This is a genomic window from Planktosalinus lacus (assembly GCF_014640155.1).
Classification (GTDB): Bacteria; Bacteroidota; Bacteroidia; order Flavobacteriales; family Flavobacteriaceae; genus Planktosalinus; species Planktosalinus lacus.
The window spans coordinates 1-21,950 of sequence record NZ_BMGK01000013.1 but is presented as its reverse complement, the minus strand read 5'-3'; the positions used below and the strand labels follow the sequence as shown (position 1 = coordinate 21,950).

Annotated in this window: 19 protein-coding genes; 7 read left to right on the top strand and 12 right to left on the bottom strand. The window is 33.3% G+C overall.

The features are described 5' to 3' along the window. Positions 1-42: 42 nt before the first annotated feature. From IEV69_RS12925 to IEV69_RS12910, 4 genes are read right to left on the bottom strand one after another with little or no spacing between them, the layout of a single operon-like run. Positions 43-1,272 carry a cation:proton antiporter gene (locus IEV69_RS12925; protein WP_188443125.1) on the bottom strand — a complete coding sequence of 410 codons (1,230 nt, stop codon included), beginning with the start codon at positions 1,270-1,272 and terminating at the stop codon, positions 43-45. 16 nt (positions 1,273-1,288) lie between these two features. Continuing rightward, positions 1,289-2,113, bottom strand: coding sequence for a sulfotransferase family protein (locus tag IEV69_RS12920; RefSeq protein ID WP_188443123.1), 825 nt, complete (start codon positions 2,111-2,113; stop codon positions 1,289-1,291). After that, positions 2,110-2,967 (bottom strand): hypothetical protein, encoded by an 858-nt coding sequence (locus tag IEV69_RS12915; RefSeq protein WP_188443121.1) that lies wholly within the window; start codon positions 2,965-2,967, stop codon positions 2,110-2,112. Before IEV69_RS12915 ends, IEV69_RS12920 begins: the two co-directional genes overlap by 4 nt. Then, a complete protein-coding gene (locus IEV69_RS12910; RefSeq protein ID WP_188443119.1) occupies positions 2,939-3,964 on the bottom strand; it encodes a glycosyltransferase in 1,026 nt (341 codons plus the stop codon). The genes IEV69_RS12915 and IEV69_RS12910 overlap by 29 nt, the downstream gene beginning before the upstream one ends. A 189-nt stretch (positions 3,965-4,153) precedes the next feature. On the opposite strand from IEV69_RS12910, the gene IEV69_RS12905 reads away from it, so the two are divergent. The 7 genes from IEV69_RS12905 to IEV69_RS12875 are packed head-to-tail and all read left to right on the top strand — an operon-like array spanning position 4,154 to position 11,068. Continuing rightward, a complete protein-coding gene (locus IEV69_RS12905; protein WP_188443117.1) occupies positions 4,154-4,879 on the top strand; it encodes a class I SAM-dependent methyltransferase in 726 nt (241 codons plus the stop codon). A 14-nt stretch (positions 4,880-4,893) separates the two neighbouring features. Continuing rightward, positions 4,894-5,742 (top strand): ABC transporter permease, encoded by an 849-nt coding sequence (locus tag IEV69_RS12900; RefSeq protein ID WP_188443115.1) that lies wholly within the window; start codon positions 4,894-4,896, stop codon positions 5,740-5,742. Between the two features lie 5 nt (positions 5,743-5,747). Next, positions 5,748-6,536: an ABC transporter ATP-binding protein gene (locus IEV69_RS12895; protein WP_188443113.1), complete on the top strand. Its 789-nt coding sequence runs from the start codon at positions 5,748-5,750 to the stop codon at positions 6,534-6,536. 6 nt (positions 6,537-6,542) lie between these two features. Continuing rightward, complete coding sequence (locus IEV69_RS12890) at positions 6,543-7,226, top strand: sulfotransferase family 2 domain-containing protein (RefSeq protein WP_188443111.1); 684 nt, start codon at positions 6,543-6,545, stop codon at positions 7,224-7,226. A gap of 3 nt (positions 7,227-7,229) precedes the next feature. Then, positions 7,230-7,895: a sulfotransferase family 2 domain-containing protein gene (locus IEV69_RS12885; protein ID WP_188443110.1), complete on the top strand. Its 666-nt coding sequence runs from the start codon at positions 7,230-7,232 to the stop codon at positions 7,893-7,895. A gap of 21 nt (positions 7,896-7,916) precedes the next feature. Continuing rightward, on the top strand, positions 7,917-9,968 hold the full coding sequence (locus IEV69_RS12880; RefSeq protein ID WP_188443108.1) for a glycosyltransferase: 2,052 nt from the start codon (positions 7,917-7,919) through the stop codon (positions 9,966-9,968). Further along, the gene (locus tag IEV69_RS12875; protein WP_188443106.1) at positions 9,956-11,068 is read left to right on the top strand and encodes a glycosyltransferase family 4 protein; all 1,113 of its coding nucleotides are present in this window, start codon (positions 9,956-9,958) and stop codon (positions 11,066-11,068) included. The genes IEV69_RS12880 and IEV69_RS12875 overlap by 13 nt, the downstream gene beginning before the upstream one ends. A 14-nt stretch (positions 11,069-11,082) precedes the next feature. Here IEV69_RS12875 and IEV69_RS12870 read toward each other — a convergent pair whose 3' ends face one another. From IEV69_RS12870 to IEV69_RS12835, 8 genes are all read right to left on the bottom strand, one after another. Continuing rightward, positions 11,083-13,593, bottom strand: coding sequence for a hypothetical protein (locus tag IEV69_RS12870; RefSeq protein WP_188443104.1), 2,511 nt, complete (start codon positions 13,591-13,593; stop codon positions 11,083-11,085). Between the two features lie 11 nt (positions 13,594-13,604). Then, positions 13,605-14,576 (bottom strand): type I phosphomannose isomerase catalytic subunit, encoded by a 972-nt coding sequence (locus tag IEV69_RS12865; RefSeq protein WP_188443102.1) that lies wholly within the window; start codon positions 14,574-14,576, stop codon positions 13,605-13,607. After that, positions 14,576-15,034, bottom strand: coding sequence for a peroxiredoxin (locus IEV69_RS12860; RefSeq protein WP_188443100.1), 459 nt, complete (start codon positions 15,032-15,034; stop codon positions 14,576-14,578). The genes IEV69_RS12865 and IEV69_RS12860 overlap by 1 nt, the downstream gene beginning before the upstream one ends. A gap of 2 nt (positions 15,035-15,036) precedes the next feature. Further along, positions 15,037-15,447 (bottom strand): 6-pyruvoyl trahydropterin synthase family protein, encoded by a 411-nt coding sequence (locus IEV69_RS12855; protein ID WP_188443098.1) that lies wholly within the window; start codon positions 15,445-15,447, stop codon positions 15,037-15,039. 2 nt (positions 15,448-15,449) lie between these two features. Beyond that, on the bottom strand, positions 15,450-15,962 hold the full coding sequence (gene idi, locus IEV69_RS12850) for an isopentenyl-diphosphate Delta-isomerase (RefSeq protein ID WP_188443096.1): 513 nt from the start codon (positions 15,960-15,962) through the stop codon (positions 15,450-15,452). 115 nt (positions 15,963-16,077) lie between these two features. Then, complete coding sequence (locus IEV69_RS12845) at positions 16,078-18,009, bottom strand: OmpA family protein (protein ID WP_188443093.1); 1,932 nt, start codon at positions 18,007-18,009, stop codon at positions 16,078-16,080. An 18-nt stretch (positions 18,010-18,027) separates the two neighbouring features. Further along, on the bottom strand, positions 18,028-18,966 hold the full coding sequence (locus IEV69_RS12840) for a PorP/SprF family type IX secretion system membrane protein (RefSeq protein ID WP_188443091.1): 939 nt from the start codon (positions 18,964-18,966) through the stop codon (positions 18,028-18,030). Positions 18,967-19,022: 56 nt separating this feature from the next. Beyond that, positions 19,023-21,950 (bottom strand): CLIPPER-2 domain-containing protein (locus IEV69_RS12835; RefSeq protein WP_188443089.1); only part of this gene is annotated, 2,928 nt, incomplete at its 5' end.

Genomic DNA, 21,950 nt, shown 5'->3' with positions numbered 1-21,950 from the left:
TTTAAAAATAATTATTATTAAATGAATAAATTTTTTTGTGTTTTAATTTTTAAACTTTTGGCTTAATTTATAAAGAGGCAATGCTGAAACTGTAGTAAAAATAGCTATGGCTACCAAAATGGCATAAAGTGTTTGATCAATCAATCCATACATCATTCCAATATTTGCAATTATTAACTCCATTAACCCTCTTGCATTCATCAGAGATGCTATTGAAAAAGAGTCTTTTTTAGAATAACCCCTTAATCTCATTGACCCAAATAAAGGTAAAATTTTACTTGCAAATGCAAATATCAAAATAATGATCGTTGGCCCAAGAATTCCTGACTTGGAAAGTATAGTCATATCTGTATTAAGCCCCGAAAAAGCAAAAAACACAGGAAGAAAGAGTACTAAAGTAATGTCTTTTACTCTAATTGAAACTGCTTCAATAAAATCTTGTTTTCTTGGCATGGCAAGTCCAAGCATAAATCCTCCAAAAACAGAATATAACCCCAGATAGTCAGTTAAAATAGCACAAACTATTAAGAGGAATATTACCACACTAAATGCGGTATTATCCTGATTTGGATTTTTAGTTTTATTAATAAAATAGGTGAGAAACGGTCTGACCATATAAAACAAAAAGAGAACAAAAATAATGGCCCCAAAAATCATTATTAAAATTTTAGTGTAACTATCACCTATTGACAAAACAGTTACTAAACCCAGTAACATCCAGCTTATAACATCCTGAATACTTGCTGAAACCATGGCAAGTCCTCCAATTTTTGTTTTTATTATATTATTGTCTTGTAAAATTCTTGCTAACATCGGAAATGCTGTTATTGCAAAGGCGGTTCCCATAAATATGGTAAAAGAAAAAGTGGATATTTCTTTAGTATTGAGAGCATCTCCAAAAAATATCATTGCCAAAAACCCAAATATAAAGGGCGTTAATAAGGCAGATGCTGAAATTACACCGGCATCTTTCAAGAGTTTTTTATTGAACAACGACAAATTAATTTCACTACCTACTAGAAACATATAAAAAGATAGACCAATGTTTGCTATTACAAACAAGAATGGCATAACATCTTGTGGAAATACTTGAATGTATAAATCAGGAAAAAGGTTTCCGAAAATTGTTGGACCAAGCATTACGCCCGCTATCATTTCACCTACAACTCTTGGTTGTGAAATGTATTTAGCTAATCCTCCAATTATTTGACAAGCAGCCAGAATTAAAGCAAGGGCAACTGCAACTTTGACAAATATTTCTAAGTAGGTCATTTTATCCAGTATAACTTTATTGATTGTAAAATTTTAATGTATCTAAAATTTCTTGTTCAGTGTAAAAATCCCTCCAGGCTCCTTGATCTCTTAATATTTTGTTTGCAATCATTTCCATTTGATCAAAATTATAACTATTTACTTTGTTTTTGTTAATCAACTTTACCTGTAGTTCGGTTGCTACTTCTGTTATTGCTGATAGCACTTTGCCAGATGAAGTAATAAGGTCTTCATATCTGATAATATTTTTTTCATTTAATAATGAATAGCTTTTTACAATTTCATTATAAAGTGCAATTTGCCTCAAAAACAAGTCACCGATGGTATTTAAATCTTCAAATAAAACCGGATTTAACCCTTTTAAAACGGTTAAATTTCCTTTTGAAACCGGGACATTGATTGAATTCCAGGAGGCTATAGTTGACACTGGATTTCTGATAACTGAATAACAAGGAAAATGGTTTTTGAGTTCTTTTAACAAAAAAGTGAAATGGCCATTATGTTTGATAACAAGAACATAATCTGGTGATAATTGTTTATTAATTTTAAATTTTCCTTTTTTTACAATACTGGTTCTGTTTGATGCTCCTTCTTCAAAAGGGTTGGTCGGTATTACCCCGTCTTTTACTTTTGAAATTGCAAAGCCTTCTTCATCAATCATCGTTCGCATGTTCTCAAAAAAATCAATCGTGTTTTTTAATCCTTCTGTTTTGTCAGGAAACAATTTTAAATTCATAGGCTCATGCAATGCAACTACATTTGGTAACCTGTTTAACAAATTACAAGTCAAAGTAGTTCCTGAACGTGGCGGACCTGTTAGTATGATATTTTTTTTAATCATAAATCAATTTGAATTGCAAAACGCTCAATCTCTTCTATTGAGTAAAAGTCTAAAAATGCTCCTTCGCTACAAGTTAGTAACATTTGGAGATAACTAGCCATTGCTTTTTTATTATATAAAGAATTTTTATTATGATTACTCAATGTATCCTTGGAAAAAGTATCTTTCCCTGAAATAATAGAAAGTTCTGTACCTTGAGATGCTATTATATCTTCATATTTGATGATGTTTTGTGTTGGCAACATTGTAAATTGTGAAAAATACCAATTTAAAATAAATATTTGTTTGTCTTTTAGGGATTTTATTCTTTCCAATTGAATGTGAAAATCGGAGTTTAAAATTTCTGATTTGTAAACTCGTCCTTCACTAACCGGAACATCTACACTATGCCAGGAAGCTAATACTGAGAGAGGGTTTCTCACTATAGCAAAGCATTCATAACTTTTAACCAATTTATCTAAAATTAGAGTAAACTCGGCACAATGTTTTAAAATTAAAGTAAAATCTGAATTTAAGTTTTTATCAAACTCTACCAAAGTTCTCTCAAGCACCTTTTTTCTTGTTTTATTATCTGTGGAATATGCATTGTCTGTAATCTTTCCTGCTCTTGTTCTTATAGGGACGGCTTGATTTTTTAATAGTTGCTTTCTATAGGTTGCAAAGGCATTTTTAACCACTTTTTCAGGAGTTAATTTACTTTTGAAATGGTGTGCCGCAATGGGTTCATTTAAAGCTATTTGATTTTCAACCTCAAGCAGTATTTTACAGCAAAGTGTAGTGCCGGAACGTGGTATTCCCGTCAAAATCACATTACGCCCTGAAGGTCTAAGTTTTGTTAAAAAGCGTTTTATCATTCCAGATAGTATCAACTTGGTTTAAAAGATTAATTAGTGCCTTTTGCTCATTTTCCAAAAGATGGTTTTTCGTAATCTCACTTGCATTTGTAATTAACCCTTCTCTTTCATAGCCAGTCATATTTACAGCCTTTTTAATTGATAAAAGTATGGAGAGAAAGTTATATTTTGGCATAATACAAGTTTTACCATCTACACAAAAATCAATATTTCCTATGGCAAAGGGACAAATAACTAGTTTTTTCATAAACATAGCCTCAAGTGCAGGCAAATAAAATCCCTCAGAACCAAATTTTTCCTCCAAGGGTAAAAAAACAATTGTTTTTGAGTTATTGACTAAATTTAAAAAATTGGCTCGAGTGGGCAGCTTTGGGGGAAGTTGTACCTTTATGACAAGCTTTTTCTTTCTGAAATTATTTAAAAATAGCAGAGATTTATAAATTTTTTGTGCCAATTCAGGATTTTTTAGTCCTACAATCAAAATATCGTTTTCAGGATTTTCATTGGGTGCAGGAATATCTTTAGGATCAATGGCATCTGGTATTAAAAATACTGGACCATTCACTCCATAATTTTCCAGAATGCTTTTGCTCAAGCTGCTTTTTGTTATTCTAATTGCCGGATATTTGAGGAATTCATTTCTTTTATCCTGTAATCTTGCATGACGAGGGTGAGCAATATTTATTACCGGAATGGGAGGATTTAGTTTTTGTTTTTCATTAAGAATCATCCAATCTATTCCTGCCAAAAGAAGAATGTCATTTTTTTTTAATTCCCACGTTTCAATTTCATCTTTAGAATTTCTGTATGAAGTCCAGACATTTCCGGGGTTATCAAACCAGGTGGTTTCGGGATTGAAAAATACTTTTGGTGTAAAACTTTCAGAGTTTTTAAGGTGTTCAAAATAATCTCTTACTTTTATTTGACCCCCACTAGTACCGCCATTATAAATATTAAAAAACCTATGAAAAATTACTCTTCTTTTATTTAATTCCATGTGTTTTTTAAAAATATTACTTATCTAAGTATTAATTCATGAGGCTCATTTAAATATATATAATTCCTATAAGACAAGCTTCTAAAATATTTTGGCCACTAATTTATCAAAAAAAATAGCATTTATAACTTCTTCCATTAAATTTGAGGATATAAAAAACACTAACTTTGTTATTAATCAACCTAAATAATGAACACAGATTCTACTTCACAATATTACAAATCAAATTGGGAGGCCTATTACAAATCAATGGCTAATGATACATCTCAAATTCCCTGGGATGTTACACCGGACAAAGCAAGCAAGCTTGATTTGGATATCATGTCAAGCTATTTCAACCTTTCATTGCCTTTAGTTGATATTGGTTGTGGCATTGGCACACAGTCCATGTTTCTCAAAAAACATTTTGATGTAGTTATCGGAACTGATATTTCTGATGAAGCCATTAAAATTGCGAATCAAAACTATGGAGACCAGGATATTGCATTCTACTATTTAGATACACTGAATTTAGATGAAATAAAAGCATTTTCTAATAATTATGGCCCATGTAATCTTTATATGCGTGGAATGTTGCAACAAATTCTCCAAGACGACAGAAAAACATTTACTGAAGCAATAAAAATACTTCTTGGTGGTATTGGTAAATTGTATTTTACAGAATTATCACCAGACGCCGGTGTGTTTTTTTTAGACTTAAAAAGGAAATTAGGTCAATTTCCACCTCAACTGCAAAGGGTGTTGACTGAAAAAGTAACTAAAATGGAGGGTGTAAACCTCAATGACATTGATCATATTTTTGATGTTGAAAATTTTAATGTTTTAGAAAAGGGAGTAACAACCATTTCATTAAAGATGGATGAAAATAATCACATTGGTGTGCCAGCTGTTTATGGATTGGTTTCTTTGAAATGAATAAAAAAATACTAATGAGAAGAAATGTATATACATCAAAAAGTTATCAGGAGAAAGGCCTGATTGGCAATTTGAAAGAAATATATTTTGATTTAAAACTTTACAGACACCTTCTTTATAGTTTAGTAAAGTTATCGATAACACAACAATACAAAAAATCCTTGCTTGGCTACACATGGATTATTATTTCACCTTTACTTTCTGTTGTAATTTGGGTCATTCTTCAGATTTCAGGATTGTTTGACCCGGGTGACACACAAGTACCCTATCTGGCATTTGTGCTTTTAAGCAATTCCATTTGGGCCTTTTTTATTAGTTTCTACAAGGGAATAAGTGAATCGCTTACTGCAAAAGGGGGTGAAATTATTCAAAATAACTTTCCTAAAATAATCATAGTGGTTGAAAGAATTATAATTTCCTTTTTTGATTTTATGATTCCACTTATTTTGTCCATTTTAGTTTTAATGTTTTTTGGGGTTGAGTTTACCTGGTCTTCACTTTTATTCCTGCCTGCACTATTGCCACTTATAGCCATAGGTATTAGTTTAGGACTTCTATTTTCAGTAATTAAAGTAATTGCTGTTGATTTTAATCTTATTTTCAATAATTTTATGGATGTACTAAAATATTTGACCCCTGTTGTTTATTCAACAGCAGTTGCAAGTGATTTAATTTTAACTATTATAAAGTGGAATCCTTTGACTTATCTTATTGACTTTCCAAGAAATTTACTTCTTGGAGGCGGTATTGAAAATTGGGACATTTATTTATGGATTTCGTTAGGCAGTTTGTTTTTATTATTACTTGCTATACGGTTTTATTATTTAGCAACACCTTGGGTAATTGAAAAAATGACACTTTGATTTAAATGGAAAAAGAGCTATTGGTAGAAGTAGAACACGTGAGCAAAAAGTTTTCCAAAAACTTAAAATGGAGCATGTTGCATGGCATTTCCGATATAACTAAAATTGCAGTAGGAAGTGACTTAAAACGTGATAAACTCAGAAAAGAGGAATTTTGGGCTTTAAAAGATGTTAGCCTAAAAGTGCACAGAGGTGATTTGCTGTGTATTTTGGGGAATAACGGTTCCGGCAAAACAACTTTAATGCGATTGATTTCAGGCATCTATCCGGTTGATAAGGGACAAATTACTGTTAATGGTAAGGTATCCAGTTTGTTTGCAATTAAGTCAGGTATGCACCCCCACTTTAGCGGAAGAGAAAACATTTACATTAAGGGCGGTATGTTTGGACTCACTCTTAAGCAAATAAAACAAAAAATTGACTGGATCATCGATTTTTCAGAGCTTGGAGATTTCATAGATTCGCCTTTAGGCACCTATTCATCTGGAATGAGGTCAAGATTGGGGTATGCCATTGCCGTGGGTACACAACCGGATGTGTTGATTATTGATGAAGGCCTGGCTGTGGGTGATGCCTCATTTAGATTAAAATGTTTTCAAAATCTCAAATCCATTTCAAAAAACTGTTGCATCATTTTTATTACACATAACATCAAACGAGTTAAAGTATTAGCAAACCGAATTATGGTTTTAGATCAGGGGAAATTTGTCTATGAAAGCACAAATATTAAGGAAGGTATGGAGTTTTATATAGAAGAATGTGCCAAACTTGTATCTAGAGAATTTTTAAGTTAATTTAAAATGATATTTTTTAAGAAGAAATACAAACTTGAAGTACTCTCGTTGCATATTCCCAAAACGGCAGGCACTTCTTTTAGAAACATTTTAAAAGAAGTTTATGGTGAAAATGCTGTGGTAAGATTTGATATTAATAATAAAGGGGTTGTGCGGTTAAATCAGGAATTTTATACTAACAAAAAACTCCCTCAAGCAAAGGTAATACACGGTCACTTTACATATAAAGACATCAATACTCAATTTGATTTACCTGAAGATATTCAAAAAATTACCTGGTTAAGAAATCCTGTGGAGCGTGTAATCTCAAACTATTTCTATCTTGAATCAAGATTAAAAACATTATTGAATGAAGAACAAAATAACTTAAATATTCTTAGCAAAATGCAACGTTCATTGATAGAGTATGCCAGAGACGATGTCAATAGAAATCGCCAATCCAAATTTTTGAGTGGTATAACACTAGAAGAATTTGACTTTGTAGGGATCCAAGAGGATTTTGAAAATGATTTAATCGAAATTTCGAAGACTTTAAAATGGGAAAAACTTCCAAACAATCTTCACCAAAACAAAACTACAGTGAAGAAAAATCACTTGGATATAGAAATAATAAAAGAAATCGAGTGGCTGAATCAAAATGATATGGAGTTGTATAAAAACGCTCTGCATTTAAGGGGAAAATCATTGTAAGTAATGTTAGAAATCATTCATATTCATATTCCTAAAACAGCTGGAACCAGCCTATTGAATGTTTTTCAAAAAAAATATTCCTCCAATGAAATTTGTACAATCAAAAGAAAAGAATTGAATGAAAATTCAATAAAAGATAATTCTGAAATAATTAAAAATCATATTTCAAACGAACATAAAATACTGCACGGTCATCTCTATTTTAAAGAAATTGACACCGTTCTCAAAATGAATACAGATGTGAAAATCATCACTTTTTTAAGAAGCCCTGTAGACAGAGTGATATCAAACTATTTATTTTTCAAGCAAAGAATCATTGAGGGAAAAGTAAATAAAAATGAATTGTCAAGAAAAAATGAAACTTTGATGGAATATGCCCGCCTAGAAGAAAGCAAAAACAGGCAAAGTAAATTTCTGGACGGTCTTAATCTTGAAAATATTTACTTTTTAGGAATAATGGAAAGCTTTTCAGAGGATATAAAAACCTTGTGTAAAGGATTGGATATAAATTTAACAGAAATACCTGAACTAAATAAAAACAATCACTTTGAAACCAGTGATTTAAAAGTCACTGAAGCTGAAGTTCAGGAAATAAAATCTTTAAATCAAAAAGACCTGATTTTGTATCAAAATGCACTTGAAATAAGACAAAAATTTAATTTAACTTGAATTGAAAAAATAAAATAATATATGAAATGCTGGATTGCTTCTTTTCCAAGGTCGGGTAATACATTTTTCAGAAATATACTCTACTATGTGTATGGAATAGAATCTAGCACCTGGCATAAAGAAACGACATACCCTGTAGACCAGAATTATGACAAATTTGATTTTGTTAAAACACACCTATTGCCGGAGGAATTAGAGCCAAGTGATGAAAACATTCCGGCGATTTATTTGATTCGAGATGGAAGAGACGCTTTGGTATCTATTGCCCATCACAGAAGTGATATTGTCGAACCGGGTTCCGATTTCAAAACCAACCTGAAAGAAGCCATATTTGCAGATGAAGGAAGCTATTTTGGGGGATGGTCAAATAACGTGACTCAATGGACAAAAAGAGCAGATATAATTATAAAATATGAGGACTTAATTTCCAATCCCAAAAAAGTATTTGAACGGATAGAAAAATTAATTTCACTTCCTCAAGGAAATTGGGAAAACTTACCGGATTTTAAAAGCATGAAGTACGGAAAGCCAAAGTATGGGGGGCAAACAACTTCAAAGATTATAAAAATTGAGGATTCAGATTTTGCTGAAAAATTCTTCAGAAAAGGGGTGTCAGGCACTTGGAAAAGTGAGATGCCCGATAATCTTTTGAATTTCTTTTGGCAATTTCACGGAGAAACTATGGAAAGTATGGGTTATGATCCAAGTCCTTCCAAAACACCTCAAAATAGTTTAATTGACGAATTGGAAATGAAAAAACTGGGACTTCATCCTGAGGGTATTTCCGTTGAAAAAAAGAAAATTAAAGTTTTGATTGAAGGAAATAAACTTTTAGACACAAAAAATGACGGAATAAAAGTGTATCTCTCACAATTATTAAAATATTTTGAAATTCTTGAGCAAAAGGGTAGTTCTCAATTCAGTTTTGATCTTTTGATTGAAAACAAGGTTATTCCAATAATTAACTATTTTGAAACCATTAACTCTCTGAAAAGTACAAAAAAAAACTACGAAATTTATCTTATGTCATTAAAGGGTTTGATAAAAAATTATCTTCCAAAAACAATTTACAATCCTCTTGCTGATATTTACAGAAATAGTCCGGTAAGAGATCTTTTAAGAAAAACTAAGAAAAGCACTTTGATAAAAGAAGAAAAAAAAATCCTTCAGCAACATTCGAAAATATCAGTAGATTATGATATAGTGCATCTTCCTTTACCTCAAAACTATGAAAAAATTAAACATTTTAACAGCAAAGTTGTTGTTACCATTCATGATATAACACACAAACTGTTGCCTCAGTTCCACACCAGACTAAATATTAATCAATCAGAAGAAGGTATATTGTTTTGTAAAGAAAAGGCTGATTCTTTCATTGCCATTTCCAATAATACCTCAAAGGATTTAAAACAATCCTATAATATACCGGAGAGTAAAATTGATGTTATTTATGAGGCATCAGATCCAAATCTTTTTTATCAAAATTTTAATTCAAACCACCTGGAGCACGTTAAAAATAAATACCAGATTTCCAACCACCCCTACTTTCTTTGCCTGTCAACCATTGAGCCCAGAAAAAACATTATCAACACAATCAAGGGCTTTAAAATATTTAGAGATAAACATCCAGCTTCTAACGTGAATCTTGTTATTGCCGGGGAGAAAGGCTGGAAAGTTGACAAGATTCTTGCAGAGAATTCTAAAGGTTCCCAAAACATTATTTTCACTGGGTATATAGAAGATATCGACTTAAAAGCAATTTACTCTGATGCCATTGCTTTTTGTTATTTGTCATATTATGAAGGCTTTGGATTACCCCCGCTAGAGGCTATGAGTTGTAAAACACCAGTAATTCACAGTGGTGTGAGTTCGCTTTCAGAGGTTATTTGTGAAAGTGGCCTTGTCGCTAACCCGGAAGATCCTCTAAGCATTGCAGATAAAATGGAATTATTATTTTTAAATCCAACATTAAGAAATGATTTAGCTATTAAAGGTTTTGAAAAATCACTGACTTTTAGTTGGAGGAAAACAACCTTTGAAACCCTGAAAGTATACAAGAAATGCGTCCATTAAAAATCGCTATAATAGCTGACGCCTTAGACAATCAAAACGCCGGAGTTCATGTCTTTACGAAAGAAATGATCCGTGCAATGATAAAAACAAATACCGTTCACGAAATCCTGCTAATCAGGCAAAAAAAAGGACCAAAAATTGAGGGGGTTAAAGAAATTATTGTCAAAAACACAAAGCTCCCGATAGGTTATGCAAGTTTTCGCTTGTTTTGTATTATTCCTTTTATTTTAGTCCGTCAGAAGGTTGATATCGTCATTGAACCGGCACACTTTGGCCCCTTTAATTTGCCTTCAAATATTAAAAGGGTTACGGTTATCCACGATTTAACACCTATTCTATTTCCAGAGTATCACAGATTTTTCAGTTGGTTTTTACAGAAATTATTTTTAGGTAAAATAATTGCCAAAGCAGATTTATTGATTGCAAACTCAAATTATACCAAGCAGGACATCTTAAAACATTATATCAAATCCAAAGATAAAGTTGTAAAGATTTATCCAGATAGCACTTTGTCAAATAAAAAAGAAATTTTGCCATTAAAAGCTCCATTCAATTTCCCTTATTTTTTAACTGTTGGTACTATTGAACCCAGAAAAAATCATTTATTACTTTTGGACGCCTTCGAAATATTTAAGATGAATAATCCTGAGTATAAACTTATTATTGTGGGAGCTAATGGTTGGAAGTCTAACCCGGTTTTTAAAAATATTTCAAATCATAAGTTTAAAGATGATATTATTGTTACGGGTTTTGTAGAAAATGAAACCCTATGTAGTTTATATCAAAATGCTGCAGCTATGATTTATCCTTCAAAATATGAAGGCTTTGGGCTACCTGTTCTTGAGTCAATCAGATTGGGAACTATACCTATTTTAGCAAACAATTCCAGCTTACCCGAGGTAGGAGGAAAAGATGCATTTTACATACAAAACGAGTCCCCGCAAGAATTAGCAAATGTGATGCATAAAGTTATATCTTTAGATACACAAGAAAGAGAGCAAATCATTCAAAAATTAAAAAATCACGCCAATATATTCTCTTGGAAGAATTTTGGAGAGCAAATTTGGAATGAGTTAAACGTATTGAAAGATTTGAATTAGAAAAGTCAATAATATCAATCCTCTTTATTTTCCATTGAATTTAAAATTTCAGGTGAGTTTTTAATTATTTCAAATAATTTATCAGCTACCAATGAATGACCTAACGCATTGGGGTGCCTGTCTTTAGGCGCAACAAATAAATCAGCCGGTTTATAATCTATATAAACATCCGTAAGATCAATGACTGTAAATCCGATTTCCTTGACCAATAAAGAGATATCCTCAGGATACATTTTTACAAATGGGTGAACATCTGTTGTTGGCCAGTAAACCCAAATAGGCTTGATGTTATTCTGAAGACTAAAATCATATAAATGTTGGTAAAGGCCGGTTACAAGTTCATCAGCAAAGGGTTCTAGTTTATCATAAACAGACATCGAAGATGTACTATTATCTAAATTGCTTTGGTCAATAATTTTCTGTACAAAACCATAAGGAATAGACCTTCCCGACTCTATGGCTGTCGCCAGCGTTCTTATGTTTTTAAATTTGTCTATTCCATGTGAAACATAAATCAAATTGTCAAAATCATATTTGACAGCTTCCTTCATTTCAAAGTCATAAATACATTGTATCAAATCAAATCCGGGATTACCAAAATTCCAGAATTCATAATCTACTTCTTTGTTCAAACTATCGAGTTTTTGTTCTAAAAGTTCGTCAAAAAGGTCGTCATCTGCTATTCCTGATCCATTAACATATGATCCTCCCAAAATACCGGTTCTAATGGTGTTTGAAGGTTTAATCCTGGAATAATTTTGATCTCTTATTCCTAAAAAATTTGTTGAATAAAGTTGGTCTTTAAATGTAAATGATATGTTGGGTTTGCCCAATACAATTCTGATATCATCAACTAATAAGGCACCTTCGGAATGTATAAACCTGCCTCTGTCTCTTCTTTCGACAATTTCACCAACAGGGTTTGTCAATTCATTTCCAATAAGTATTTCTTCATAATAACCATCAACAAGTAAATTTTCATCGGCTATATTTAGTTTAGGCTCTAAAAAACCAATTAAATCAATATTACTCTGTTTTTCAATAAAAGTTTGAACAGGTTGCAATTGAAAGACCAATAATAGAAAAAGCATTGCAATTGACCAATAACTAGCTAGTTTTGTTTTAGGATCTGGATCCATGACTTTTCCTAATTCTTTTAATTCAAAAAACCTGTAAATAACTGTACTTAAGATCCATGTTATAATTAATATGCTAAATAATGAAAGATATTGTAATTGATTTCCAACAAATATATTTTTAACAACATAAAACCAAGACCCCATTGTTGTAGACGACCAAATTGACCACAAAACACTCATAAATAAAAACATTCCCAGAATTTGAGTTGTCATTAAAGCTGAATACTTCCAGGATTTTTTGTCAATTTGATTGGATTTTCTTCTTGATTCCCAAATTGCATTTCCGGCCACTAAAACACCAAATACACCCCAGAAAACAATATCAACCATTCTAAGTGGAAAATAACCCCTTAACCAAAACCACTGAAAAGAATGTAAAAACCAAGTAATAAAAAATATAACTAAGATTGCAAAAACTTTAGCTTTTAAGTCTCCATATTTTCTTAGTTTAAAAAATAATGGGTAATAAAAAAGCTTTATCAAATAATCCCTAAAGTAAATATTAATCCTTCTCCATAAATCGGAAAAACCTGAGGCTAAAAAATAATTATCAAATACTCTTGGCAGATTAAAACCAAATAAGCATAAAACCCCTACAGAAATATGAAATAATCCTGAGAGCCTTATAATTAATAGATAATTGGTTGTCATATAATGCCACAATGAAACTACGTCTGTAACTTCAGTAGGTGGTAATAAAAAGTAATAATAAATTACACGGTACACCAACAGATGAAAAAGCCCCAAAACAATCCATTGTACCCCTTTTTTATAAATTGAAATTGCCGAGTCGTTATAGTAATTTCTTAAAAACAATTTGTAATCGACTGCAGGAAAAAGTAGTATTGCCATGTTTGGCAACATAAAAAAATAGGTGATATCTTTAATTAATTTAGGCCGTTCTTTTTGATACGTTTTATCAAAAAGAAAAATAGATAACCTAAAAATAAACATTGACCCTAAAGTTGAAACAACAACTAAATGAGGCGCTAACCAATCAGGTTTTAAAACCATTAATACTATTAGACCCAGAAAAATTGAAAAAAGTAAAAAGTTTCTTAAATGCTTATCTAGAAAAACTGAAATAAGTGTCACCAAGACCCCAATAGCCATAACACCAATCATTCCTGTTAACCCGGTTATAAGAAACAACAAACACAAACTAAGTAAAAAGAAAAAATACAATCTGTATGGATAAGAAATAAAGGTGTTCACAAGAAACCCAAAAGAAGCAACAATTAGCAGTTTATCCAGGTTCAAAAAAGTTTCAACCTCATACCAAACTACCAAAAGGTTAATCGCAATTAATTGTAAAATTATCAGCCCAAAAACAAAAGCATTTGATTTATTTAAAACTGAATCGCCGGAATCTTGACTTATGAGCATAAAAAATATTATTAATTATTTACTGGCACAAATATTTCCAAAAGTTTTGCTGAACCATTTTGAAAGTTTACCACTTCCACTGCCGCTGGAATCAAAACTGTTTCACCCATCTTCAAGTTCTCAGACACACCTCCACAATTTATTTCGGTTTCACCCGAAACACACATATATACTACAAAAGAATCAATTGCTTTCAGCACTCTAAAGGCATTTTGCTCTGTGCTCACTTGATTCACAGAAAAATAGGGATTCTTGATTAATTCTTCTTTTGCAACATTAAGTCTGAAATTTTTTAAAGGATTGAAATCAATGGCATCAATAGCTAAATCGAGGTGAAGTTCTCTCATATTACCATCTACATCTGGACGGTTCCAGTCAAATATACGATAAGTAACATCAGATGTTTGCTGAATTTCAGCTAGCAATACTCCGGCCCCAATGGCGTGAACAAATCCGGGTGAAATATAAAAAGCATCCCCTTGCTTAATTTTTTCTTTGTGAAGAATCAGCTGTATATTTTTGTTCTGAATGGCGTTTAAATAGGTTTTCTTGTCAATTTTTTGATTAAAACCTAAAATCAATTCTGCATTTTCATCTGCCTGAATGATGTACCACATTTCGGTTTTACCAAATGAATTGTGTCGTTTTTTTGCCAATTCATCACCCGGATGTAACTGTACTGAAAGTACTTCTTTAGCATCAATAAATTTAAACAACAACGGAAATTGAGTTCCATAAGTTTCAAAGACTTTTTTTCCTAGAAATTCTTCCTTATACTTTTCAATTAGTTCATTAACTGAATTTCCATTTAGAAAGCCATTCTGTACAATAGAAATATCATTGTCAACTCCAGAAAGCTCCCAGCTTTCACCAATATTTACAGAAGCTGTATTCTTACCTAAAATGGTTTTAAGCTTATTGCCCCCCCAAACTTTTTCTTTTAATATGGGTGTAAACTTAATAGGGTAAAGGGGAAGTTTCATTAATCTTCTTGTTGCTTTAGAACCTTAAGCGCTTCTTTAATATGTCGCTCAGCATTCATCGAATTGAAAGTAAAAATAACAATTCCTTTTTTATTTACAACAAAAGTTTCCCTTCCCGGAATCAATCCGAACAAATTGTTTTTTACTCTAAATTTTCTCTTTACGGCACCATTGGAATCAGACAATAAAGTGAATAGCAAATGGTATTTTTTCGCAAATCGTTCGTGTGATTTTTTTGAATCTGCACTTATCCCTATCACTTGTGCACCCAATTCCTTGAAATCTTCATAACTGTCTCTAAAACTACAAGCTTCTAGGGTACAGCCGGGGGTAAAATTTTTGGGGTAGAAATAGATCACCAAGCTATTTTTGCCTTTGACAGAGTTGATGTCAAAAACTTTACCATTCTGATCTGTCAACTTAAATTCGGGAATTTTATCACCAATATTTAAACTCATTGTTAATTTCCGGTATAGGTTACGAAGTTTCTGGGGGTTTCATAAAGTGTAACACTTATTTCAAATTTTGATTCAAGACGTTTTCTCAACTTGTTCCAAATGACAACTGCAATATTTTCAACTGTAGGATTGAGGTTTTTAAATTCTTCTACTTCCAGGTTTAAGTTTTTATGGTCAAAAGGTTGTTCTACTTCTTCCACAATGATGTCTTTAAGTGTTTTTAAATCAATTAGATAACCAGTTTCAGGATCAATTTCTCCGGTAAGACCAACAATGAGTTCATAATTATGTCCATGATAATTCGGATTGTTACATTTGCCAAAAACTGCATTATTCTTCTTATCAGTCCAGTCTTTTCTAAAGAGTCTGTGTGCAGCGTTAAAGTGTGCTTTTCTGTATAATGTGATTGGCATAGTTAGAGGTGCTGGTAGTATTTATCAAATATAATCTTAAACCACTCTGTATATATTGACGGTTTTTTTTCAATATCATTTTTAATATCTTCAAGCGACATCCATTTCCAGTCTGCAACTTCCTCAGGGTTTATTTTTGGATGTCCATTGAAATAGCCTACAAGAATATGATCATATTCATGCTCGGTCAAACCATTATCAAAAGGTGCTTTATAAATAAATGAAATTGTTTCTTTTAGGTTTGTATCAAAACCCATTTCTTCTTGCAAGCGTCTTTTACCGGCTTCAATATTGGTTTCTCCATCTCTTTGATGGCTACAACAAGTATTAGTCCACAAACCAGGTGAATGGTATTTGTCAAAAGCCCTTTGCTGAAGCATAAGTTCATTTTTTTTATTAAAAACAAAAACTGAAAAAGCTCTGTGGAGAAGTGCTTTTTCATGAGCTTCCTGTTTTGGCATCAATCCTATTTTTTCGTCATTTTCATTGACAAGGACGACCATTTCTTCTGGCATGAGAATTTCTTTTTTCCCAAAAATACAAAATCGGTTTTAGTTTCAATACAAAAAGCATCTCGTTAACTGAAATTTATCAGTTTGAGATGCTTTTTACTCTAACTTAAAACTTAACTTAATTTTGAATAATAAACATTGATCGTCTGTTTAATTGATGTTTTTCTTCACTACACGAAACCCCGTTAGAGCATTCGTTAATTAATCTGGATTCTCCATAGCCTTTTGCACTTAGCCTATCTCTGCTTATTCCTTTGCTCACTAACCACTCTAGAGTGGACTGTGCTCTGCGTTCAGAAAGCAATTCATTATAAGTGTCACTACCTCTACTATCGGTGTGTGATTCTATATGGATTATCAATTGAGGGTATTCTCTCATTGCTGCTAAAATCTTAGCTAACTCAATTGCAGCATCTGGCCTTATATTATATCTATCAAAATCAAAGTAGATAGGTTGAAGTGTTAGTCTGCAACCTAAATCGTTTGGCGGACAAGGGTCTTTAGATTTTAACATCAAAGGAACATCTATGTTTGAAGAATTTTCAGGTGTGTTAATTATCTTTTCTGCTGGGTTGTAATTCTCTTTGGTTCCTATTATAGTATACTGTTTGTCACAGTTTGCCAAAAATTTATAACTCGCATCAGAGCCTACGGTCATGCTTGAAACAACTTCATTGTTCTCATCTATTAATGTAACGAGTGAGCCAGGTAATAATTCACCGGTATCCTCATCTGTAACTAATCCTGTAATTGTCACTTCACATATTCTTAGGACTCTATAAATATCGTCATTTATACTTCCGGCATCTCCACTTCTATTGGATGAAATAAACCCTAGATTCTTTTCGCTGTCAATTATAAAACCGAAATCATCTTGATTACTGTTAACCGGAGTTCCTAATGGTTTGATTTCAGTTGGTAACCCTTGGTTGTTTAGCTCAGTATAAAAGACATCAAAACCGCCTAGACCCGCTCTACCATCAGTAGAAAAATATAAAATATTTTCATCACTGATAAAAGGAAAAGACTCCCTGGCCTCAGTATTTATAGAAACTCCTAAATTCACCGGTTCACCATAGTTTCCATTTTCTAAAATATCAACATACCATAAATCTGATTGACCAGTTGTACCAGGCATATCAGAGGAAAAGTACAATCTTTTTTCATCAACACTTAAAGCAGGATGTGCTAGCGAGTATGAATCATTGTTAAAAGGCAATTCTTCGATGTTGGTCCAAGTATTCTCTGCCAACATTGTTGCCTTATAAATTTTTAATCTAATTAAATTTTCTTTGTCTTTTTTCTTTTTACCATCTATGTAATTATTCCTTGTGAAATAAATTGTTTTTCCATCTTTAGTAAAAACTGCGCTTGACTCATGGTACTTTGTATTTATATCGTTTGAAAAAAAAGATGTTCCTGACAATTTTCCTTCTTCATCTAAATTAGCAACATATAAATTTAAAAATGGCTGATTATTCCAATCATGAGTTTTAGGATTTACTACTCCTTGACCTGATGCTGATGAAAATACCAGTTTGCCATTAAAAAATGAAGGTCCAAAATCTGAGTATTCACTATTTATTTCAGCATTTTCTATAACATATTTATCTTCCATGTTCATTATGGAATTCAGGTAGTCCTTATTGTTTTTATAATCTTGTATAATTTGTTGAGAGCCACTGGTTTCAACAAATTTATCCATTAATAAGTCGGCTTTATTATAATTGTCTGTGCTTTTGAAGCTTTGAGATGCTCTGAAAAAGTATTCAGGTTCTGTTTCATCCGGGAATTCATTCACAAGTTTTTCATACCACTTTGCCGCATTTTTATAATCACTATTAAAGTAATAAGTGTTTCCTAATTTTTTATAAATCTCTGCAGATGTATAACCATCTTCTACAACTTTTAAGTAGATTTCCTGTGCATCTATGTAAGAATATTGATCATATGCTCTATCAGCCTTTTTAATCTGAGCTTTTTGAGCTAGCAAACCTGCTGCAGAAAAAAATATCACAAGAACTAGTATAATTTTAGTAACTTTTTTCATCACAAAGTGTTTAAGTTGTTAAAAGAATCTTGGTGAAAGCACCTTTTCTTTATTTTTAAATATTTCATACCGTAAATAAAACTCATAAGAGCCATCATTATACTTTGATAAATCTGTGGTTTCTCGGTCATATGCAAAACCTAACAATAGAGAATCTGTTATTTGAAATCCTACCATTGCACTCCAGGAAGCACTCCATCTATAGGCTGCCCCCAATGTGAACCTATCATAAAAGAGGAAATTTGCAGAGCCATCGATTTGAAGTGGAGAACCGGTTACTACTTTTGTTAAAATTGCAGGTTTAAACTTTACATTTTCTGACAAGTCAAATACATAACCTGTGATGAAAAAATAATGCAAACGCTCTTTACTTATTGCACTAGCATCAGCATTTTCAATACTTGCTTCATCAAAATGATCAGATTCTAAAAAGTTAGGAACAGATAATCCCATGTAAAATCTGTCAGTGTAATAATACGCACCTGCTCCAATTTGTAAATTTATCTTATTGTCAATATTGTTTTCAAAAACATCACCTGGATCAGAAATATTCAGCCTGGTAAAGTCAACATTTAGGATGTTTGCTCCTGCTTTTAAACCAAACGCCAGTTGTCCTTTTTCTGAAGTTTGAATAGTATATGAAAAATCAACATTTGCAAAAGTCTCTTCAGAAGGTCCAATTTCATCCCTAACAATCGATAACCCAATACCTGTTTTTCCATAGCCTATAGGTGTGTGGGCATTAAAAGTAAAGGATTTTGGAGCACCATCAAGCCCTACCCATTGTGATCGGTATAACAACCCTAAACTAAGAGCTTCTTTAGAACCGGCATAAGCGGGATTCACAACCTGAGTATTATACATATATTGTGTATACTGTGGATCTTGTTGTGCTGATACTTTTACAAAAACACCCAGTAAAAACACTACGACAACAACTAAAAACTTATTTTTCATTGTTTTGTTTATTTAATGAATTTTACTGCGGCAGTGTTACTACCGCAGTGTTTAATTTATCTGTTTAAGTATAAATAACCGGAATAACTGCTTTGTCCAGGGTTATTATCACCTATAAATCTAATTATATAGAAGTAGGTTCCAGTTGGCAATTCATCATCTTCCTTGACCGTTACTCTTCCTTCAGATCTTCCTCTAAATGCGTTTTCAGCATTGTTATAATTATCTCTTTCAAAAACAAGAACACCCCATCTATTGAATATCTGAACATTATTATTGGTATAATCTTCAATTCCTTCAATTCTGAAAAAATCATTTAATCCGTCATTGTTTGGTGTTACACCATTAAAGATTTCAAATGCTTCACCAGCGACCTGAGGTAGTATCACAATTGTTGGATCATCTGGGTTTCCGTTTCCGTTTATATCAATATCAGTCAAATCACTGGGATCGTCAGATAAATCTTCTATCATATTACTCTCAATATCCTCAGCAAAAACAGTTGCTTGATTAACTACTTCACCATTATCAAGATCAGTTTGAGTAACCGTATACACAGCTGTAAATGTAGTTGAATCTGATTCTCCTGGCGCCAAGCTGGCTATTGGTCCTCCTTCTACTTGAACTAATGGGTCATCAATAGTGATGTTATATAAAGTTACTGAACCGGTGTTGTATACAGTAAATGAGTAAGAAACTGTTTCACCCACTTGTGCAGACTCATCCCCGTTATTGTCATCAAAGATTCCTGCTTTTTCAAGTGCAATACTCATTTCCTGACATAATTCAACTAATGTTGGAGTATCATTATCTATAGCAGTACCTGAAATATCAGTTACAAGCATACCTTCTGGGTCTAGACCTTCAACAAAAGCCTGGTTCACAACTTGACCGGCATCTATGTCCTCTTGAATTATAGTATAGGTAGCTGTGTAAGTCCAAACTTCATCAACTTCCAATAATCCATTATTGTTTACGTCTCCGTCAACAAATTGAATATCTACAACCGGGTTTGGTGCCTCAAATAATGGATCACTTACATTAACATCACTAATAGTAACATACCCTTGATTACTTACTTCAAATGTATACGTAATCGTATCTCCTATTGCAGCACAATCTCCTTCGCCATTAAAAACTCCCGTTTTCACTAAAGCTATCGCTGCATCCTGACATAATTCTGTTACCGTTGGATCATCGGTCTCAATACTTGAACCGGACAGGTCGTTTACTTCGTCTCCGTTCGGAGCTTCTGCTACTGCCGTGGCCTGGTTCTCTACTTCTCCCGTATCTATGTCTTCCTGGGTCACTGCATAGGTCGCAGTGTAAGTCCATACTTCATCAATGTCAAGGTTACCATCCGTGTTGGTGTCGCCTCCTACAAAGGTGATCGCGCTGAGTCCCGCTAAAGGATCCGTCACAACCACATCGCTCAAGGTCACGTTGCCCTGGTTGGTGACCGTAAAGGTGTACGTGATTACATCCCCTACCTGGGTACAGTCGCCACTGTCTATCTCGCTCTCTTTTACAATCGCTATTGCTGCATCCTGACATAACTCGGTTATTGTCGCATCATCGGTCTCAATACTTGAACCGGACAGGTCATTTACTTCGTCTCCGTTCGGAGCTTCTGCTACTGCCGTGGCCTGGTTCTCTACTTCTCCCGCATCTATGTCTTCCTGGGTCACTGCATAGGTCGCAGTGTAAGTCCATACTTCATCAATGTCAAGGTTGCCATCCGTGTTGGTGTCGCCTCCTACAAATGTGATCGCGCTGAGTCCAACTAACGGATCTGTTACAACCACATCGCTCAAGGTCACGTTGCCCTGGTTGGTGACCGTAAAGGTGTACGTGATTACATCCCCTACCTGGGTACAGTCGCCACTGTCTATCTCGCTCTCTTTTACAATCGCTATCGATGCATCCTGACATAACTCGTTTATTGTCGCATCATCGGTCTCAATACTTGAACCGGACAGGTCATTTACTTCGTCCCCGTTCGGAGCTTCTGCTACTGCCGTGGCCTGGTTCTCTACTTCTCCCGTATCTATGTCTTCCTGGGTCACTGCATAGGTCGCAGTGTAAGTCCATACTTCATCAATGTCAAGGTTGCCATCCGTATTGGTGTCGCCTCCAACAAAGGTGATCGCACTGAGTCCCGCTAAAGGATCCGTCATAACCACATCGCTCAAGGTCACGTTGCCCTGGTTGGTGACCGTAAAGGTGTACGTGATTACATCCCCTACCTGGGTACAGTCGCCACTGTCTATCTCGCTCTCTTTTACAATCGCTATCGATGCATCCTGACATAACTCTGTTATGGTTTCTAAATCATCATTAATTGAAAGCCCGGATAAATCTGTTAAAGGAACATTTCCATTTGCGAATCCATTAACAGTTGCCTGGTTTATTACTTCACCAGAATTGATGTTATTTTGAGTAATTGTATAAGTAGTTGAATAAATCCAAACTTCATTAGGGTCTAATAATCCATCATTATTTGTGTCTCCTGAATCATAAGTTATTGAAATAACAGGGTTTGGTGCTTCAAATAATGGATCAGAAATATTTACATTTGATATTGGCACATCTCCTGTATTATACACAGAAAAGGTATAGTCTATTGTATCTCCGACAGAAGTACAGTCTCCACTATTATTTAATTGAGCTTCTTTAACTAATGCTATTGAACATTCATTTATAGTTACTACAAAACTGTTTTCAGCAAAACAATTAGGAGTCGTCCCAGTTTCAGAATACACATACAAGGTAGTTGTTGAGGTAATTTCAAAACCTTCATTTAGTTGTGTTCCTGTCCCTTCGGGGCCAGTAAAATAGTTACCATTAATTAATTCAGGAAGTACATAACTAAAACAAACACTCACGTCATTAGGATCATCTACTACAGGCGTATCGTTGATCGTAACAACAAAACTGATCTCATCCGAACAGTTCGGGCTCGTGCCCGTCTCATCATAAACCCA

Bases quoted from the DNA above. Each gene is read 5' to 3' on its own strand.
- IEV69_RS12925 (WP_188443125.1), bottom strand. From the start codon at position 1,272: ATGACCTACTTAGAAATATTTGTCAAAGTTGCAGTTGCCCTTGCTTTA.
- IEV69_RS12920 (WP_188443123.1), bottom strand. From the start codon at position 2,113: ATGATTAAAAAAAATATCATACTAACAGGTCCGCCACGTTCAGGAACT.
- IEV69_RS12915 (WP_188443121.1), bottom strand. From the start codon at position 2,967: ATGATAAAACGCTTTTTAACAAAACTTAGACCTTCAGGGCGTAATGTG.
- IEV69_RS12910 (WP_188443119.1), bottom strand. From the start codon at position 3,964: ATGGAATTAAATAAAAGAAGAGTAATTTTTCATAGGTTTTTTAATATT.
- IEV69_RS12905 (WP_188443117.1), top strand. From the start codon at position 4,154: ATGAACACAGATTCTACTTCACAATATTACAAATCAAATTGGGAGGCC.
- IEV69_RS12900 (WP_188443115.1), top strand. From the start codon at position 4,894: ATGAGAAGAAATGTATATACATCAAAAAGTTATCAGGAGAAAGGCCTG.
- IEV69_RS12895 (WP_188443113.1), top strand. From the start codon at position 5,748: ATGGAAAAAGAGCTATTGGTAGAAGTAGAACACGTGAGCAAAAAGTTT.
- IEV69_RS12890 (WP_188443111.1), top strand. From the start codon at position 6,543: ATGATATTTTTTAAGAAGAAATACAAACTTGAAGTACTCTCGTTGCAT.
- IEV69_RS12885 (WP_188443110.1), top strand. From the start codon at position 7,230: ATGTTAGAAATCATTCATATTCATATTCCTAAAACAGCTGGAACCAGC.
- IEV69_RS12880 (WP_188443108.1), top strand. From the start codon at position 7,917: ATGAAATGCTGGATTGCTTCTTTTCCAAGGTCGGGTAATACATTTTTC.
- IEV69_RS12875 (WP_188443106.1), top strand. From the start codon at position 9,956: ATGCGTCCATTAAAAATCGCTATAATAGCTGACGCCTTAGACAATCAA.
- IEV69_RS12870 (WP_188443104.1), bottom strand. From the start codon at position 13,593: ATGCTCATAAGTCAAGATTCCGGCGATTCAGTTTTAAATAAATCAAAT.
- IEV69_RS12865 (WP_188443102.1), bottom strand. From the start codon at position 14,576: ATGAAACTTCCCCTTTACCCTATTAAGTTTACACCCATATTAAAAGAA.
- IEV69_RS12860 (WP_188443100.1), bottom strand. From the start codon at position 15,034: ATGAGTTTAAATATTGGTGATAAAATTCCCGAATTTAAGTTGACAGAT.
- IEV69_RS12855 (WP_188443098.1), bottom strand. From the start codon at position 15,447: ATGCCAATCACATTATACAGAAAAGCACACTTTAACGCTGCACACAGA.
- idi (WP_188443096.1), bottom strand. From the start codon at position 15,962: ATGCCAGAAGAAATGGTCGTCCTTGTCAATGAAAATGACGAAAAAATA.
- IEV69_RS12845 (WP_188443093.1), bottom strand. From the start codon at position 18,009: ATGAAAAAAGTTACTAAAATTATACTAGTTCTTGTGATATTTTTTTCT.
- IEV69_RS12840 (WP_188443091.1), bottom strand. From the start codon at position 18,966: ATGAAAAATAAGTTTTTAGTTGTTGTCGTAGTGTTTTTACTGGGTGTT.